Here is a 16,271-nt window from a genome sequence, read left to right as displayed (position 1 = left end):
ATTTAGATAACAAATTTAAGTAAACTTTACTTGGAAAAGTAGATTTTCATCAACGTATAAATCAAAAAAAGTATCTTTGTAAAAATTATTGCAATTTATGAGTTCATCAAAGGATTTTATACCTTCAAAATACATCCATTCTATTGAAAAAGGGACTTTTTCATGGAGTGCTCCCAGTAATATTGCTTTGGTAAAATATTGGGGGAAAATTGAAAATCAATTGAAAGATACAGGTGAAATTCTGACTCAAATTCCCGCAAATCCTTCTGTGAGTTTCACTTTGAACTCTTGTAAAACAGAAACTAAATTGGCTTTTGCCAAAAAAAATAATGATGGTGCGTTTTCATTCGACTTACTATTTGAAGGAAAACCTAAAGAAGATTTTAAACCGAAAATTCAAAAATTTCTGGAACGAGTTGAAGTTTATTTACCTTTTTTAAAAGACTACCATTTTACAATTGACACCCAAAATACTTTTCCGCACAGTTCAGGAATTGCATCTTCTGCCTCAGGAATGGCAGCATTAGCAGTAAATTTCATGAGTTTAGAAAAATTGTTGAACCCTGAAATGACCGATGACTATTTCAATAAAAAAGCTTCTTTTCTTGCTCGTTTAGGATCAGGAAGTGCTTGCAGAAGTATCAAAGGAAATGTAGTAGTTTGGGGAAATCATAAAAATATAAATGGAAGCTCCGACCTATTTGGAGTTGAATTTCCATATAAAATCCATTATAATTTTAAGAACTTCCAAGACACCATTTTATTGGTAGACAAAGGAGAAAAACAAGTTTCAAGTACAGTTGGACACGATTTAATGCACGGACATCCATTTGCTGAAAAGCGATTTGCTCAAGCTCATGAAAATTTAGATTTTCTAATTAAAATATTTGAAAGTGGTAATTTAAGAGAATTTATTAAAATTGTGGAGAGCGAAGCATTAACATTGCACGCCATGATGATGACTTCACTTCCTTACTTTATCCTTATGAAACCGAATACTTTAGAGATAATCAACGCGATTTGGAAGTTCCGAAATGAAACGCAAATTCCCGTTTGCTTCACTTTAGATGCTGGCGCAAATGTACACGTATTGTACCCAGAAAACGTTAAGGATGAAGTTTTAACATTTATTAAGAACAATTTAGTTGGCTATTGTCAAAATGGTCAGTACATTTGTGATGAAATTGGATTTGGGTCAACCAAAATTTAAAAAAATGAAAGGACCATTATTTTATTCTAAAATATTACTTTTTGGTGAATACGGAATTATTCAAGATTCCAAAGGTCTTTCTATACCCTATAATTTTTATAATGGTGCGCTAAAAACCGATAAGAATTCTTCTGAAGAAGCAAAAAAATCAAATGAAAATTTGAAACGATTTGTAACTTATTTAGAAAACCTTCAAACGGAACAACCTGATTTAGTAACTTTTGATATATTGACCTTAAAAAACAATGTCGATAATGGAATGTATTTTGATTCAAGTATTCCACAAGGTTATGGCGTAGGCAGTAGCGGCGCGCTTGTAGCGGCTATTTATGATAAATATGCTCAAAATAAAATAACCGTATTAGAGAATTTAACACGTGATAAACTGCTTACATTAAAAAGTATTTTCTCACAAATGGAATCTTTTTTTCATGGTAAAAGCTCTGGTTTAGACCCTTTGAATAGCTATTTAAGCATTCCTATTTTAATCAATTCTAAAGATAATATTGAGGCAACTGGAATTCCAACCCAAAGCGTGAATGGAAAAGGAGCAGTCTTTTTATTGGACTCAGGGATTATAGGGGAAACTGCACCAATGGTGAATATTTTCATGGAAAACCTTAAAGACAAAGGCTTTAGAACCATGTTGAAATCACAATTTATCAAACATACTGACGCTTGTGTAGAGAATTTCCTTGGTGGAGACGTTAAATCGTTATTTCAAAATACCAAAAAACTTTCAAAAGTTGTTTTGAATAATTTCAAGCCAATGATACCAGAACAATTCCACGGAATTTGGCAAAAAGGAATTGACACCAACGATTACTATTTAAAACTTTGTGGCTCTGGCGGTGGTGGATATATCCTTGGTTTTACTGAAGATTTAGAAAAAGCCAAAGCTTCATTAAAAGATTACAAATTAGAAGTCGTTTACCAATTTTAGATTTCCTTACCCAATAAAAACTAAGGATGAACAGAAAAAGCAAACTTTTAATAATGAAAATTGTGAGTTTGTTTTCCGTAATTCGTGGCTACAATATCCCAATAATCATTCTTGCGCAATATCTTTCAGCAATTTTTATATTGGCGCCTGAAAAAAAACCATTACAGGTAATTCTAGATATTTATTTATTACTTATCGTAATAGCTACAGCACTTACAATAGCTTCAGGTTACATAATCAATAGTTTTTATGACAGCAAAAAAGACTTAATCAATCGGCCGAATAAATCTACATTAGACCGATTAGTTAGTCAAAAAACAAAACTAAGTGTTTATTTCACTTTGAATTTTGCAGTTGCATTTCTAGCCATTTTCATTTCTTGGCGTGCCTTTTTATATTTTTCCGTTTATATTTTTCTGATTTGGTTTTACTCTCACAAAGTGAAAAAATTCGTTGTTGTTGGAAATTTGATGGCTACATTAATGGCTATTTTACCATTTTTTGCCCTACTATTGTATTACAAGAATTTTTATGAAGTGATTATTTGTCATGCCGCTTTCTTGTTTTTACTAATTCTAATTCGTGAAATGATTAAAGATTTAGAAAATATAAAAGGCGATTTGGCTAATGATTATAAAACCATTCCGATTTTGTATGGTGAATTAACCTCAAAAAAAATCATAACGCTTTTAACGATTTTAACAGTCACTCCTATTTTTCTATTAATTGAAAAATTTGAAATCGGAAATATGGATTTGTATTTCTATTCTTGTTTGCTAATATTGTTACTTTTTTTATTAAAACTATGGAAATCAGATACTAAAGAGCATTATTTATTACTTCACAATGTGCTTAAATTTCTTATTGTTTCAGGAGTTTTTTGTATATTTCTGATAAATCCAAGCATCGTTGTTTATTTCTGGCACAAGATTGTTTCAATATTTTAAAACTATTCAATATTAATAGCTTTAACTTCTCAATTATAGATTGTCAAATTTATAAATGGTATATTTGCAAAAATTATAGAATATTATGAATAACAAGGAAGGCAATAATAAAAGAAGTGGTTCTAGAACAAATAGTTCAAGACCAAATTCTAGCAAGCCAAAACCTGCGATGCAAAAACGGGCACAAGGTCCTAAAAAAGTTAAAGTTAATGCTAAAGCAGCAGAACTTGCTGCTGAAAAAGTAGAAAAAAAACCAAATCAAGCACCAAAACGTCAAAAAGCAAAAGACGAAATTCGTTTGAATAAATACATTTCCAATTCTGGTGTTTGTTCAAGACGTGATGCCGATATTTATATCCAATCTGGGAATGTAAAAGTAAACGGCGTTCCAGTTATTGAAATGGGTTACCTAGTAAAACCGGGCGATGTTGTAAATTTTGACGGAAATGTATTAACTCCAGAAAAGAAAGAATACATTTTATTGAACAAGCCTAAAAATTTTACAACTGCTTTAGACGAAGGTCAGGAATATAGAAATGTACTTGAATTAGTTAAAGGTTCTACCACTGCAAAAATAGGAGCTGTTGGAAGAATGGATAAGAATACAACCGGTTTGTTATTGTTTACAAATGACACCGATATGATTCGAAAATTCACTTTACCAAATCAAAAATCTTCAAAAATATACCAAGTTTCCTTGGATAAAAATTTGAAATATGAGGATTTAGAAAAGATAAATAAAGGCTTAGTTTTAGATGGTCACCGCGTTTTTGTTGAAGATGTAAGTTACATCGAAGGAGAAGCAAAAAGCGAGGTAGGATTAAAATTGCGCTCTTCCAATATTAAAGTAGTACGTTCTATTTTTGAACATTTCAATTATGATGTTTTACGAATTGACCGCGTTGCATTTGCAGGATTAACTAAGAAAAATTTACCAAGAGGCAATTGGAGAAAATTAACTGAGCAAGAAATTATAAATTTAAAGAACGCTTAGTTTTTTACTCTAAAAAATAAATAATTCCTGCTAGTATTTAGCGGGAATTTTAATATAACATCATTTATGACACCCGAAAATCTTCAATCTATCGCCTTCAAATGGTTCGATGCATTCAATAGTCACAATTTAGATCAGCTTTTGTCTCTTTATGACGATGATGCCGAACATTATAATCCAAAATTAAAAATTCGAATGCCAGAAACTATGGGAATGATTATTGGAAAATCCGCTTTACGCGAATGGTGGCAGGATGCTTTCGACCGTTTGCCAAGTTTAAATTACAAAGTTACATCGCTTACAGCAAATGGAGATCGGGTATTTATGGAATATGTTCGTTCGGTTGATGGCGAAGATAATATGCTTGTGGCAGAAGTATTGATTGTTAAAGAAGGAAAAATTATTGCTTCAAGAGTTTATCACGGTTAGAATTCGGTAAAATTGATAATAAATTAGCCCTTAATTGAAATAATTTATATCTTTAAAACTAGAATTAACTAATAAAAAAATATGAGAAAATATACTTTACTTTTTATCGCTATTTCAATTTCAGTGTTATTCATCAATTGCAAATCAGAAGAAAAATCAGTTGATTTTATCGCATTGACAAAAAATTATTTTGATGGGAAAAACGAACTAAACCCATTAGATGCAACGCTAAATGGACAGAGTCAATTCAATGACCAATTGCAATTTGAAATGACAGATAGTTTCAGATTAAAGCAAAAAGCGTTTTATGATAAATTTGAAACCGAACTTTCAAAAGTGGATGAAGCAAAGCTAACTTCTGAAGAAAAAATTAGTTATGAAATTATGAAATGGGAAATTGGCGTAGGAAAAGAGCTGCTTGCACAACCTTCAAATTTAATTCCAATACATCAGTTTTGGGGCACGCATTTAACGATGGGGCAATATGCTGGAGGAACTGCAGGACAACCATTTAAAACAGAAAAAGATTACAGAAATTTCTTAAAAAGAATGGATTTGTATTCTATTTGGATTGATTCTGCAATGGTATACATGAAAAAGGGAATTGAAAAAGGAGTGGTTTTACCTAAGACATTAACGTTTAAAGTAATTCCAGAATTTGAGGATATGATTACTTCAAAAGTAGAGGACAACCTATTTTATTCTACAATTAAAACGATGCCAACTTCATTTTCAGATAATGTAAAAAAGGATATAACAGAAAAATATAAAACTACAATTATAAATAAATTGATACCAAAATTTCAAAAAATGACGCAGTTTTTAAAATCAGAATACCTTCCTGCGTCAAGAAATACAAGTGGTATTGGGAGTTTACCATTTGGAAAAGAATATTATGCGGCTTGTGTAAAACAATGGACAACTACCAATACTTCACCAGAAGAAATTCATGAATTGGGATTAAAAGAAGTGGCTCGCATAAAACTAGAAATGGAAAAAGTAAAAACACAAGTAGGTTACAAAGGGACTTTACTATCGTTTTTTGACGAAGTTCGAAATAAAAAAGAGCTAAAACCTTTCAAAAAACCAGAAGAAGTAATTGCTAATTTTGAAAGTATTTATGCAAGAATAAAACCAAATGTAGATAAGTTGTTTTCTCTACAACCAAAAACTAAATTCCAAATTAAGAGAACCGAAGCTTTCAGAGAACTTTCAGCAAGTGCCGAATATGTTCAAGGCGCTGCTGACGGATCTCGACCAGGAACTTTTTATGTACCAATTCCTGATGTGGCAAATTATAATCTCTATGGAGATGAAGATTTGTTTTTACATGAAGCGATTCCAGGGCATCATTTTCAAATATCATTACAGCAAGAAAACCAACAATTACCTAATTTTAGAAAATTCAATTGGTTTGGCGCTTATGGTGAGGGCTGGGCTTTGTACACCGAAAGTTTAGGAACAGAATTAGGATTATACAAAGATCCTTATCAATATTTTGGAATGTTAGGAAATGAAATGCACCGCGCAATTCGACTTGTTGTTGATACTGGAATCCATACTAAAGGCTGGACAAGAGAACAGGCAATTAAGTACTCGTTAGAAAATGAGGCGGAAAGTGAAGCAAGTATTACTGCGGAAATTGAACGCTACATGGCCATTCCTGGGCAAGCTTTATCCTATAAAATTGGGCAATTGAAAATTATGGAATTACGCAAAAAAGCCTCTGAAAAAATGGGCGCTAAATTTGACATTAAGAAATTCCACGAAAAAGTTTTAGAATCTGGTGTTTTACCATTGGCATTATTGGAAAATAAAATCAATAATTGGATCAACGAAAAATAATAATCTTATCCTATTTAGATTTTTATAAACAAACTTTTCAAGCTATCTTTGTACTCGAAATTTACAATTGATTTTGATCAATAAAAAGAATATGAAATTAGATAAAAAAGACATTCTCAAAGCATTAGAAACAATCACAATTGCAGGAGAAGGTAAGAATATGGTGGAGAGTGGCGCAGTAAAAAATGTTGTCACATTTGGAGATGAAGTAATTATCGATTTAGTGTTGAGCACTCCAGCGATGCATATTAAAAAAAGAGCTGAAGACGATATCAAAAAAACAATTCATGAATTGGTTTCTGCTGATGCAAAAATCCAAATAAAATCTACTGTTGTTGTTCCTGAGCCTAATGAAATTAAAGGAAAGGCAATTCCAGGAATGAAAAATATTATTGCAATAGCTTCTGGAAAAGGCGGCGTTGGAAAATCTACAGTTACCGCAAATTTAGCTGTTACTTTAGCAAAAATGGGATTCAAAGTTGGGATTTTAGACGCTGATATTTATGGCCCTTCGATGCCAATTATGTTTGATGTAGAATCGGAAAAACCAATTTCAGTTACTGTTGACGGAAAATCAAAAATGAAACCTGTTGAAAGCTACGAGATAAAAATGCTATCGATAGGATTTTTTACTTCTCCAAGTCAAGCGGTTATTTGGCGTGGACCAATGGCTTCAAAAGCGTTGAACCAAATGATATTTGATGCTGATTGGGGAGAATTGGATTTCATGTTGCTTGATTTACCTCCAGGAACAGGAGATATTCACCTTTCTATAGTTCAATCGTTACCTATAACTGGGGTTGTAGTAGTGAGTACTCCACAAGCTGTAGCTCTTGCTGATGCGAAAAAAGGAGTTGCAATGTTTACTTCAGATAGCATCAATGTTCCTGTTTTAGGAATTATAGAAAATATGGCCTACTTCACTCCTGAAGAATTGCCAGAAAATAAATATTATATTTTTGGTAAAGAAGGTGCAAAAAACCTTGCGGAAGATTTAAATGTATCATTCCTTGGTGAAGTTCCAATTGTACAATCTATTCGTGAGGCTGGAGATTACGGAAGACCAGCGGCTTTACAAGAAGGTTCAGTTATAGAAAAAGTTTTCCAAGAGATTACTAGAAATGTTGTTCAGGAAGTGGTAAATAGAAATGAAAATTTACCTCCAACAGAAGCGGTTAAAATAACAACAATGGCGGGCTGTTCAGCGGTAAAAAAATAATTATTTCGTCTAATTGGAACAATAGAAATTATGACAATAGAAGAATTAACAACAAGCGTAGAAAATGCACTTCAAGAAATTAGACCTTTTCTAAATTCTGATGGTGGCGATATCGCATTGATTTCAATTGAAGATGGCAAACATGTGAAAGTTCGTTTGCAAGGAGCTTGCGTAGGTTGTAGCGTGAATCAAATGACACTGAAAATGGGTGTGGAAACAACCATTAAAAAGTTTGCCCCACAAATTGAAACAGTAACAAATGTTGATTAATAATTTTGGTTTAAACCAATATAATTAAATTATTATTTTAAAATGATTGAAACGGATATTCTCATTATTGGCGCTGGACCTACAGGTTTATTCACTGTATTTGAAGCAGGGCTTTTAAAGTTAAAATGCCACATTATTGATGGTTTACCTCAACCTGGAGGGCAACTTTCCGAGTTATATCCAAAAAAACCAATATTTGATATTCCAGGATTTCCATCTGTTTTAGCCGGTGACTTAGTGACCAATTTAATGGAACAAATTAAGCAGTTTCAACCTGGATTTACCTTGAATGAAGTTGCTGAAACCATTGACCAACTTGAAGATGGAACTTTCATTGTTACAACAAATAAAGGGACGAAACACCATGCCAATTCAGTAGCAATTGCAGGAGGATTGGGAAGTTTCGAACCAAGAAAACCACAACTTGACGGAATTAAATTCTACGAACAAAACGATCGTGGTATTGAATATTTTGTTAAAGATCCCGAAAAATTTAGAAATAAAAAAGTAGTCATTTCAGGTGGTGGAGATTCCGCTTTGGATTGGAGTATTTTCCTTTCAAATGTAGCTTCAAGCGTAACATTAGTACATCGTAGAAATGAATTTCGTGGAGCCTTAGACTCAGTCGAAAAAGTGCAAGAATTAAAAGAATTAGGAAAAATAAAACTAATTACTCCAGGAGAAATCGTAGGTTTTAATGGCAAAGAAAATATAGAATCGGTAATCATTGAAACCAATGGTGAAAAAATTACTACCGAAACAGATTACTTTATTCCTTTATTTGGGTTAACCCCAAAATTAGGACCAATAGCCAACTGGGGATTAGAAATTGAAAAAAATGCGATTAAGGTAAACAACTCATTCGATTATCAAACCAATATTCCAGGAATTTATGCCATTGGTGATGTGAATACCTATCCTGGAAAATTAAAACTTATTTTGTGTGGATTCCATGAAGCGACTTTAATGGTTCAAAGTGTTTACCAAAGAATGAATCCAGGAAAAAAATACGTACTAAAATACACTACCGTTTCTGGTGTTGACGGATTTGATGGTACTCGAAAAGAAGCCGAAAAACAAGTTGTAAAATCTATAGATTAATTATGTCGGCAGATATCACAATAAAAATTACCGATCGCGAAGGCGTTACTCACGAAATCCTCGCTCCTACCGATATGAATTTAAACGTGATGGAAGTAGTTCGTATGTATGAATTAGCTCCTGAAGGTACTATTGGAATTTGTGGAGGAATGGCCATGTGCGCTTCCTGCCAATGTTATGTTCTAAATTCTGTAGAAATTCCTGAAAAAGGCGACGATGAAGATGCCATGCTTTCCGAAGCTTTCAACGTTAAACCCAACAGCAGATTAGGATGTCAAATAAATATTTCCGAAGATTTGGAAGGGCTTGAAATTGAATTAGCCCCTGAAGCATAAAAAAAGCGAGATGATTATCTCGCTTTTTTATTTGAATTAAACCAATTCGGTTTCTGATTTTACTATTTTTTCTTCAATTGCATCCCAAAGTCCGATGCGTTTTTCAAGTGCTAATTTTGAGATTTCCTCCACTTCTTTCCACTTGATTTCGCTATTTTCGCAAAGTTCAGAAATCATTTTCATTGCCATCGGACCATGTTCATCAGCGTCCAATTCTATATGTCTTTCGAAATAATAAATCAATTTACTTAAATCCGTTTCAGGAAAATTGGCTTCGAAATTTCTTAAGATCTCCGTAAACATTGCTGGAATTAAATCTTCTCTACCAAAGGTAAATGCAGCAGCAATTTCATGTGGTTTCCCTTCTTCAATAACTCTAAAGGTGAAATCTAAAAAAGCTTTAATATTTGGATGTAAATCACTTTGTTTTATTGATACAAATATATTTTGTGTAGCAACTACGTTCTCAATAAAACTATTGATTTCTTCTGTATTGGCTCCACAAGAAGTCATGGCATCAAGATACATTTCAAAATGACTTGATCTAGTTCCGTCCAAAGTCAAATCCGATTCTTCTGCCAAAACAATTTCATTAATTAAATAACGAGTTTCAGGGTTTTTGGAAGCAATCCATGGCGTTGTGGTACAAGTCAATTTTGATTGCAATGCTTTCAACAAAGACATGAAATCCCAAACTGCATAAACGTGACTTTCTAGAAAACAATGTAAGTCTTCTATCGTTTCTACTTTTTCATATAATGAATGCTGTAATAAAGCACTTTTTTGAGTTTCAATACTCCTATTTATAGATTGGATATCCATGTTTGAAAATTTTACACAAAAGTAAAAAAGCTTCTCGTTTCCAAGAAGCTTTTGCTATCAATTTTATCAATACTTTAATAATTGTTAACTACTACTTAAAAGCTGGAATTCCGGTAATATCTGCACCTGTTATTAACAAGTGAATGTCATGTGTTCCTTCATAAGTAATCACCGATTCTAAATTCATCATGTGTCTCATAATTGAATATTCACCCGTAATTCCCATTCCTCCTAATATTTGTCTAGCTTCACGAGCAATAGTAATTGCCATCTCAACATTGTTTCTCTTCGCCATAGAAATTTGAGCCGTTGTCGCTTTACCTTCGTTTCTCAAAACTCCTAAACGCCAAGTTAATAATTGCGCTTTGGTGATTTCGGTAATCATTTCTGCTAATTTCTTTTGTTGTAATTGCGTTGCTGCAATAGGTTTCCCAAACTGAATTCTCTCTTTCGCATATCGCAACGCTGTGTCATAACAGTCCATTGCAGCTCCAATAGCTCCCCAAGCAATTCCGTATCGAGCTGAATCTAAACACTGCATTGGTGCACCAAGACCGGTTTTACCTAACAATAAATTTTCTTTAGGAACTTTCACATTATCAAAAATCAACTCTCCAGTTGCCGAAGCTCGTAACGACCATTTGTTGTGCGTTTCAGGAGTGGTAAATCCTTCCATTCCGCGTTCCACAATTAATCCGTGAATTCTTCCTTCTTCATTTTTAGCCCAAACTACTGCAATATCTGCAAAAGGGGAATTCGAAATCCACATTTTTGCTCCATTTAATAAATAATGGTCGCCCATATCTTTATAATTGGTGATCATACTTCCTGGGTCTGAACCATAATTTGGCTCGGTCAAACCAAAACATCCCATGAATTCTCCAGAAGCTAATTTTGGTAAATATTTCATTCTTTGTTCCTCATTACCATATTTCCAAATTGGATACATCACCAATGAAGATTGAACAGAAGCTGTTGACCGAACACCAGAATCTCCTCTTTCAATTTCTTGCATTATCAAACCATACGAGATTTGATCCAATCCCGCACCACCATATTCTTCAGGAATATAAGGCCCAAAGGCACCAATATCGGCCAATCCTTTAATAATTTGCGTCGGAAAATCAGCTCTTTGAGCATAATCTTCAATGATAGGTGACACTTCTCGTTTCACCCATTCTCTCGCGGCATCACGAACTAATTTATGCTCGTCCGTCAATAATTCATCAAGGTTGTAATAATCTGGAGCTTGAAATAAGTCTGGTTTCATATGTGATCTTTTGGTTATTTCGCTATAAACGAAGTAAACTTCTTATTATTTAAATGCAAATTTACACAAAGAAATGTAACAAACCGATTAACAATTGTTATATTTTTTCTCTCTTCCTTTTGGAGCTTAATCCTGCTTTCCGTTGCAATCCTCGCTAAAAAGCGAGGGATTTCCACTTCACTCAGGGCTAGGGCTACATTTTTAAGTAGAAATCTTTCGTAAGAGAAATATATTCTGGGGTATATTCGTGTCGGCTAATCTCGATTACCAGTTCATCTGCTGTTAAAACTGCCAATTCATATCTTTTAAAAGCCAACAAACTGCGAATAATTTTGGTGTTTTTGGTGCCTTTAACACGAGTAATTTTTATAGGAAAAAGTTCCACTTCAGCACACAATTCTATGAATCGATCTTCTTTATTAAATGGAATTATAACAGAAAAAATGCCGTTTTCAGAAAGCAATAAATCGGCAGCTTCTACCAATTCTTCAAAAGGCATGGCTTCTTGAAATCTAGCTAAATCCCGCTGTTCATTATCTGAACGATAGTCTTCTGAAAAAAAAGGTGGATTGGAAACAATCAAATCGTATTCGTCTTCAGGATCATCAACAAATTCATCTAAACCTGCATGAAAACAAAACAAACGATCTCCCCAAGGGGAATTTTCGAAATTTTCAACCGCTTGTTCGTAGGCACTTTCATCAATTTCTAAAGCGTCAATTTGTTCGGCTTCGCTTCTTTGTGCCAACATTAGAGCAATTATTCCGGTTCCCGTTCCAATATCTAAAACTGATTTAGGATTATTTTCTAATGGCGTCCAAGCTCCAAGTAAAACGCCATCAGTTCCAATTTTCATCGCAGTCTGGTCTTGATTTACAGAAAATTGTTTGAATTGGAATACCGACATTGTGATTTCTGATTAAAGAATTAAGATTTTTACATTTCAGAATTTTCGAATAACCGAATAACCAATTTTAAAGGTACATTTCGATTAAACCGTCCGGCAAATCCATCATGACTTTTTTATTTTCTCTATCAATTTTCAATAGAAAATGATCTACCATTGGAATTAACATTTCTACATCACCATTCAAAACTTCAAAAAGTGGCTGTGCAGTGGTATCATTCACAGATACAATTTTGCCAATAACCCCGTGTTTTTTATCATCGATTTCAAAACCAATAACTTCGTGGAAATAGAATTTTTTACCTGAAAGTTTCGGTAATCTATCTAAAGGAAGGTAAAGAGCGTTGCCAAGAATAGCTTCTGCCTCTTCTTCAGTAGTAACGTCTTCAAAACGAATTCTTAAAAAATCATTTTTATGAAGGGAACTACTTTCAATAAAAAAAGGAACCAAGTGTTTGTTGCATTCAACAAACACTGATTCCAAATTTTCGTATAACTCGGGTTCGTCTGTGTCTAAATAAGCTAAGACTTCCCCTTTGAAGCTAAATTTTTTTGCGATTTTACCTAAATAAAAACAATCGTCTTTACGCATGAATCGCTAAATGAATTAAGCTTGTGCTTCTTCGTTATTCTCATCAGCAGCAGGAGCCTCTTCAGCTTCAGCTACAACTTCTTCAGCAGCAACTTCAGAAGCAGGAGCTTCTTCAACCTCAGCTACAACTTCTTCAGCAGCAACTTCAGCAGCAGGAGCTTCTTCAACCTCAGCTACAACTTCTTCAGCAGCAACTTCAGCAGCAGGAGTCTCTTCAACCTCTGTAGCAGTTTCTTCAACTTCTACCTCAGCAGCGGGAGCTTCTTCCACTTCTTCAACTGCAGACTCAGCAGCAATTGCATCCGCTTCAGCTTTAGCAGCATCTTCTAAACGTTTTGCATTTACAGCTTGTTCCGCTTTTAATGCTTTTGCTTTAGCAGCAGCTTGTGCTTTAGATAAACCATCTTTTTTAGCATCTACTTTTCCAGCTTTTGCTTCTAACCAAGCAGCTAATTTTGCGTCAGCTTGTTCTTGAGTTAATGCCCCTTTACGGATTCCTCCATCAAGGTGGTGTTTCAATAATGCTCCTTTGTAGGATAATATTGCTTTCGCAGTATCCGTTGGTTGAGCACCATTATGTAACCATCTTACAGCGCTATCAAGGTTTAATTCGATAGTTGCAGGGTTAGTGTTTGGATTGTAAGTACCAATTTTTTCTAGGTATCTACCATCTCTTTTTGAGCGAGCATCAGCTGCTACAACCCAGTAAAAAGGTTTTCCTTTTTTACCGTGTCTTTGTAATCTAATTTTTACAGACATAATCTTATGATTAAATTTTGAGGTACACGACCTCCGTTAATTAAGGGTGCAAAGATAATTATTTTTTTGAATGTAACTAATCTACTACTGTTAATTTTATGATATTGAGTAAAATAATGTAAAAATCGATGTAATTTATTTTAAAAATTTTAGCTTTTTTATTTAATTAGTCTATTTTTGTAAATCAAAATTATGAAAATGAAAAAATTTATCATCCTATTCTTAGCAACAATCACTTTTAGCGGGTGTACTGAAGAGATATCTTTCAATAATCCAGCTGTACAAGGAACTAAGGACAACTATTTTTGGAGAGCGCAAGACTTTAGTGCAACTATTGATGCTGTAAACAATACTATTACACTAGAGGCCGACAGCCAGTTTGAAACATTGACATTAAAAATGCCACTTCCTAGCGCAACTAATCCTTGTCCAATAACAAGCGTTCTTGGAACTGGATCAGCAAGTGAAGCTACTTTTAGTTATATTGTAAATGGTCAAAATTTAATATATACCACTGGGGCAAACGCTCAGGACGGTCAAATTATTCTTTCAGAATACGATCCAATTAACAAAACTATCAACGGAACTTTTAGATTTAACTCTTTTAATATAGCTAATAATCCATTAGGAAATCCTATTGTGAATTTCACTCAAGGAGTATTTTACAAGGTTCCTGTTTTGAATTAATTACCATATATAAATACAAAAAAGGCTCAATATATATTGAGCCTTTTTTTATGTTTTATAATTAAATTTAATCTACTAAAACAATCACTTTGTTGTCTTTTAATTCAATTGTTCCTGAATTAATAGCTAAGGTATAATTTTGATCGTTTACTTTATTGAATTGCTCTTCCGAACCTTTGTTAAAATCAAAACTCAAAGCGGCAATTTTAATTAATCCCTCTTTTAAAGTGGAAACAATCGGCGCGTGATTATTCAATAATTGAAAGCTACCATCTACTCCTGGAAGAGAAACCGAAGTCACTTCTCCTGAAAATAATTTTGCTTCTGGTGATACTATTTCTAAAATCATTTCTATTTAGTTAATAGTTGATGGTTGAAAGTTGATGGCTGAAAATCTAACAACCATTAACCAAAAACCAACAACCAATTATGCTTCTGCCAACATTTTTTCTCCTGCTTCGATAGCGTCTTCAATTGTTCCTTTAAGGTTGAAAGCTGCTTCTGGCAAGTGATCTAGTTCCCCATCAATAATCATGTTGAATCCTTTGATAGTATCTTTAATGTCAACTAATACTCCTTTTAATCCTGTAAATTGCTCAGCAACGTGGAAAGGTTGAGATAAGAAACGTTGAACACGTCTTGCTCTTGATACAGCTAACTTATCTTCTTCAGATAATTCTTCCATACCTAAAATCGCAATGATATCTTGCAATTGTTTGTATTTTTGAAGAATCTCTTTTACTCTTTGTGCGCAATCGTAGTGCTCATCACCAAGAATTTGAGGAGTTAAAATTCTAGAAGTAGAATCCAATGGATCTACCGCAGGATAAATACCTAACTCAGCAATTTTACGAGACAATACAGTTGTAGCATCTAAGTGAGCAAATGTAGTTGCTGGAGCCGGGTCAGTTAAATCGTCCGCTGGTACATATACCGCTTGAACTGAAGTAATAGATCCTTTATTTGTTGATGTGATACGCTCTTGCATCGCACCCATTTCTGTAGCTAACGTTGGTTGGTAACCTACCGCAGATGGCATACGACCTAAAAGTGCCGATACCTCAGAACCTGCTTGTGTAAAACGGAAGATATTATCTACGAAGAAAAGTACGTCTTTTCCTTGATCAGAACCTGCACCATCACGGAAATATTCAGCAATAGACAATCCTGAAAGCGCCACACGAGCACGAGCTCCTGGAGGTTCGTTCATTTGACCGAAAACGAAAGTAGCTTTAGACTCTCTCATTCCTGGTTTGTCTACTTTTGATAAATCCCATCCACCTTCTTCCATAGAATGCATGAATTCTTCACCATATTTAATAATTCCAGACTCTAACATCTCACGAAGTAAGTCATTTCCTTCACGAGTTCTTTCTCCTACTCCTGCGAATACTGAAAGTCCACCGTGACCTTTTGCGATATTGTTGATCAACTCCTGAATTAATACTGTTTTACCAACACCAGCACCACCGAACAATCCAATTTTTCCTCCTTTTGCGTAAGGCTCAATTAAATCGATTACTTTGATTCCAGTAAATAAAACTTCTGAAGAAGTTGATAAATCTTCAAATTTTGGAGCTTGACGGTGAATTGACATTCCGTTGTCACCTGTTTTTGGCAAATCTCCTAATCCGTCAATAGCATCTCCAATTACATTAAACAAACGTCCGTAAACATCTGGTCCAATTGGCATTTTAATAGGATTTCCAGTACCTACTACCTCATATCCTCTGCTCAAACCGTCTGTTGAATCCATCGAAATGGTTCTAACTGTGTTTTCACCTATGTGAGATTGTACTTCTAGTACTAATAATGTACCATCTTTTTTAGTGATTTCTAATGAATCATAAATTTTTGGAAGTTCTACATCTTTACCGTTGAATACTACGTCAACTACTGGCCCAATGATTTGCGATACTTTTCCTATTACTTTTGACATTG

The 16,271-nt window shown here is 33.9% G+C and carries 17 protein-coding genes and 1 pseudogene; 11 read left to right on the top strand and 7 right to left on the bottom strand.

The window, feature by feature from the left end; genetic code table 11:
- Positions 1–97: 97 nt before the first annotated feature.
- From AC9UFV_RS00620 to AC9UFV_RS00575, 10 genes are all read left to right on the top strand, one after another.
- A complete protein-coding gene (locus tag AC9UFV_RS00620) occupies positions 98–1,210 on the top strand; it encodes a diphosphomevalonate decarboxylase (RefSeq protein WP_509571717.1) in 1,113 nt (370 codons plus the stop codon).
- A 4-nt stretch (positions 1,211–1,214) separates the two neighbouring features.
- A complete protein-coding gene (locus tag AC9UFV_RS00615; protein WP_509571715.1) occupies positions 1,215–2,153 on the top strand; it encodes a mevalonate kinase family protein in 939 nt (312 codons plus the stop codon).
- Positions 2,154–2,206: 53 nt separating this feature from the next.
- Positions 2,207–3,100 (top strand): geranylgeranylglycerol-phosphate geranylgeranyltransferase, encoded by an 894-nt coding sequence (locus AC9UFV_RS00610; protein WP_509571713.1) that lies wholly within the window; start codon positions 2,207–2,209, stop codon positions 3,098–3,100.
- An 85-nt stretch (positions 3,101–3,185) separates the two neighbouring features.
- Complete coding sequence (locus AC9UFV_RS00605; protein WP_509571711.1) at positions 3,186–4,094, top strand: pseudouridine synthase; 909 nt, start codon at positions 3,186–3,188, stop codon at positions 4,092–4,094.
- A 66-nt stretch (positions 4,095–4,160) separates the two neighbouring features.
- Positions 4,161–4,523 carry a nuclear transport factor 2 family protein gene (locus AC9UFV_RS00600; RefSeq protein ID WP_509571709.1) on the top strand — a complete coding sequence of 121 codons (363 nt, stop codon included), beginning with the start codon at positions 4,161–4,163 and terminating at the stop codon, positions 4,521–4,523.
- A gap of 81 nt (positions 4,524–4,604) precedes the next feature.
- Positions 4,605–6,368 carry a DUF885 domain-containing protein gene (locus AC9UFV_RS00595; protein ID WP_509571707.1) on the top strand — a complete coding sequence of 588 codons (1,764 nt, stop codon included), beginning with the start codon at positions 4,605–4,607 and terminating at the stop codon, positions 6,366–6,368.
- A 91-nt stretch (positions 6,369–6,459) separates the two neighbouring features.
- The gene (locus AC9UFV_RS00590) at positions 6,460–7,587 is read left to right on the top strand and encodes an Mrp/NBP35 family ATP-binding protein (protein WP_509571705.1); all 1,128 of its coding nucleotides are present in this window, start codon (positions 6,460–6,462) and stop codon (positions 7,585–7,587) included.
- A 30-nt stretch (positions 7,588–7,617) separates the two neighbouring features.
- Entirely contained in the window at positions 7,618–7,857 is a 240-nt protein-coding gene (locus AC9UFV_RS00585) for a NifU family protein (protein WP_509522202.1), read from the top strand.
- A 42-nt stretch (positions 7,858–7,899) separates the two neighbouring features.
- Positions 7,900–8,958 (top strand): NAD(P)/FAD-dependent oxidoreductase, encoded by a 1,059-nt coding sequence (locus AC9UFV_RS00580; protein WP_509571703.1) that lies wholly within the window; start codon positions 7,900–7,902, stop codon positions 8,956–8,958.
- 2 nt (positions 8,959–8,960) lie between these two features.
- Positions 8,961–9,293 carry a 2Fe-2S iron-sulfur cluster-binding family protein gene (locus AC9UFV_RS00575; protein WP_509571701.1) on the top strand — a complete coding sequence of 111 codons (333 nt, stop codon included), beginning with the start codon at positions 8,961–8,963 and terminating at the stop codon, positions 9,291–9,293.
- Positions 9,294–9,329: 36 nt separating this feature from the next.
- On the opposite strand, the gene AC9UFV_RS00570 is transcribed toward AC9UFV_RS00575, so the two are convergent.
- From AC9UFV_RS00570 to AC9UFV_RS00550, 5 genes and pseudogenes are all read right to left on the bottom strand, one after another.
- Complete coding sequence (locus tag AC9UFV_RS00570; protein WP_509571698.1) at positions 9,330–10,115, bottom strand: DUF3050 domain-containing protein; 786 nt, start codon at positions 10,113–10,115, stop codon at positions 9,330–9,332.
- 91 nt (positions 10,116–10,206) lie between these two features.
- Positions 10,207–11,385, bottom strand: coding sequence for an acyl-CoA dehydrogenase family protein (locus tag AC9UFV_RS00565; protein ID WP_509571696.1), 1,179 nt, complete (start codon positions 11,383–11,385; stop codon positions 10,207–10,209).
- A gap of 193 nt (positions 11,386–11,578) precedes the next feature.
- Positions 11,579–12,292 carry a tRNA1(Val) (adenine(37)-N6)-methyltransferase gene (locus AC9UFV_RS00560; protein ID WP_509571693.1) on the bottom strand — a complete coding sequence of 238 codons (714 nt, stop codon included), beginning with the start codon at positions 12,290–12,292 and terminating at the stop codon, positions 11,579–11,581.
- A gap of 67 nt (positions 12,293–12,359) precedes the next feature.
- Complete coding sequence (gene rimM / locus AC9UFV_RS00555) at positions 12,360–12,884, bottom strand: ribosome maturation factor RimM (RefSeq protein WP_509571690.1); 525 nt, start codon at positions 12,882–12,884, stop codon at positions 12,360–12,362.
- Between the two features lie 195 nt (positions 12,885–13,079).
- Positions 13,080–13,643: pseudogene (locus tag AC9UFV_RS00550) on the bottom strand (30S ribosomal protein S16); the annotation flags it as partial.
- Between the two features lie 198 nt (positions 13,644–13,841).
- On the opposite strand from AC9UFV_RS00550, the gene AC9UFV_RS00545 reads away from it, so the two are divergent.
- Positions 13,842–14,330: a DUF6252 domain-containing protein gene (locus tag AC9UFV_RS00545; protein ID WP_509571687.1), complete on the top strand. Its 489-nt coding sequence runs from the start codon at positions 13,842–13,844 to the stop codon at positions 14,328–14,330.
- A gap of 67 nt (positions 14,331–14,397) precedes the next feature.
- On the opposite strand, the gene AC9UFV_RS00540 is transcribed toward AC9UFV_RS00545, so the two are convergent.
- Together AC9UFV_RS00540 and atpD are read right to left on the bottom strand one after the other, a co-directional pair.
- Positions 14,398–14,679 (bottom strand): FoF1 ATP synthase subunit delta/epsilon, encoded by a 282-nt coding sequence (locus AC9UFV_RS00540; protein ID WP_027310297.1) that lies wholly within the window; start codon positions 14,677–14,679, stop codon positions 14,398–14,400.
- A 78-nt stretch (positions 14,680–14,757) separates the two neighbouring features.
- Positions 14,758–16,269 carry a F0F1 ATP synthase subunit beta gene (gene atpD / locus AC9UFV_RS00535; protein ID WP_509522069.1) on the bottom strand — a complete coding sequence of 504 codons (1,512 nt, stop codon included), beginning with the start codon at positions 16,267–16,269 and terminating at the stop codon, positions 14,758–14,760.
- Positions 16,270–16,271: the final 2 nt, after the last annotated feature.

This window comes from Flavobacterium sp., assembly GCF_044349645.1.
GTDB lineage: Bacteria > Bacteroidota > Bacteroidia > Flavobacteriales > Flavobacteriaceae > Flavobacterium.
Note: the sequence above shows the minus strand (reverse complement) of the source record. Positions and strands in the feature narration are given on the sequence as shown.

Excerpts from the sequence above, each read along its gene's own strand:
- AC9UFV_RS00620 (WP_509571717.1), top strand. The coding sequence starts at position 98 with ATGAGTTCATCAAAGGATTTTATACCTTCAAAATACATCCATTCTATT.
- AC9UFV_RS00615 (WP_509571715.1), top strand. The coding sequence starts at position 1,215 with ATGAAAGGACCATTATTTTATTCTAAAATATTACTTTTTGGTGAATAC.
- AC9UFV_RS00610 (WP_509571713.1), top strand. The coding sequence starts at position 2,207 with ATGAAAATTGTGAGTTTGTTTTCCGTAATTCGTGGCTACAATATCCCA.
- AC9UFV_RS00605 (WP_509571711.1), top strand. The coding sequence starts at position 3,186 with ATGAATAACAAGGAAGGCAATAATAAAAGAAGTGGTTCTAGAACAAAT.
- AC9UFV_RS00600 (WP_509571709.1), top strand. The coding sequence starts at position 4,161 with ATGACACCCGAAAATCTTCAATCTATCGCCTTCAAATGGTTCGATGCA.
- AC9UFV_RS00595 (WP_509571707.1), top strand. The coding sequence starts at position 4,605 with ATGAGAAAATATACTTTACTTTTTATCGCTATTTCAATTTCAGTGTTA.
- AC9UFV_RS00590 (WP_509571705.1), top strand. The coding sequence starts at position 6,460 with ATGAAATTAGATAAAAAAGACATTCTCAAAGCATTAGAAACAATCACA.
- AC9UFV_RS00585 (WP_509522202.1), top strand. The coding sequence starts at position 7,618 with ATGACAATAGAAGAATTAACAACAAGCGTAGAAAATGCACTTCAAGAA.
- AC9UFV_RS00580 (WP_509571703.1), top strand. The coding sequence starts at position 7,900 with ATGATTGAAACGGATATTCTCATTATTGGCGCTGGACCTACAGGTTTA.
- AC9UFV_RS00575 (WP_509571701.1), top strand. The coding sequence starts at position 8,961 with ATGTCGGCAGATATCACAATAAAAATTACCGATCGCGAAGGCGTTACT.
- AC9UFV_RS00570 (WP_509571698.1), bottom strand. The coding sequence starts at position 10,115 with ATGGATATCCAATCTATAAATAGGAGTATTGAAACTCAAAAAAGTGCT.
- AC9UFV_RS00565 (WP_509571696.1), bottom strand. The coding sequence starts at position 11,385 with ATGAAACCAGACTTATTTCAAGCTCCAGATTATTACAACCTTGATGAA.
- AC9UFV_RS00560 (WP_509571693.1), bottom strand. The coding sequence starts at position 12,292 with ATGTCGGTATTCCAATTCAAACAATTTTCTGTAAATCAAGACCAGACT.
- rimM (WP_509571690.1), bottom strand. The coding sequence starts at position 12,884 with ATGCGTAAAGACGATTGTTTTTATTTAGGTAAAATCGCAAAAAAATTT.
- AC9UFV_RS00545 (WP_509571687.1), top strand. The coding sequence starts at position 13,842 with ATGAAAAAATTTATCATCCTATTCTTAGCAACAATCACTTTTAGCGGG.
- AC9UFV_RS00540 (WP_027310297.1), bottom strand. The coding sequence starts at position 14,679 with ATGATTTTAGAAATAGTATCACCAGAAGCAAAATTATTTTCAGGAGAA.
- atpD (WP_509522069.1), bottom strand. The coding sequence starts at position 16,269 with ATGTCAAAAGTAATAGGAAAAGTATCGCAAATCATTGGGCCAGTAGTT.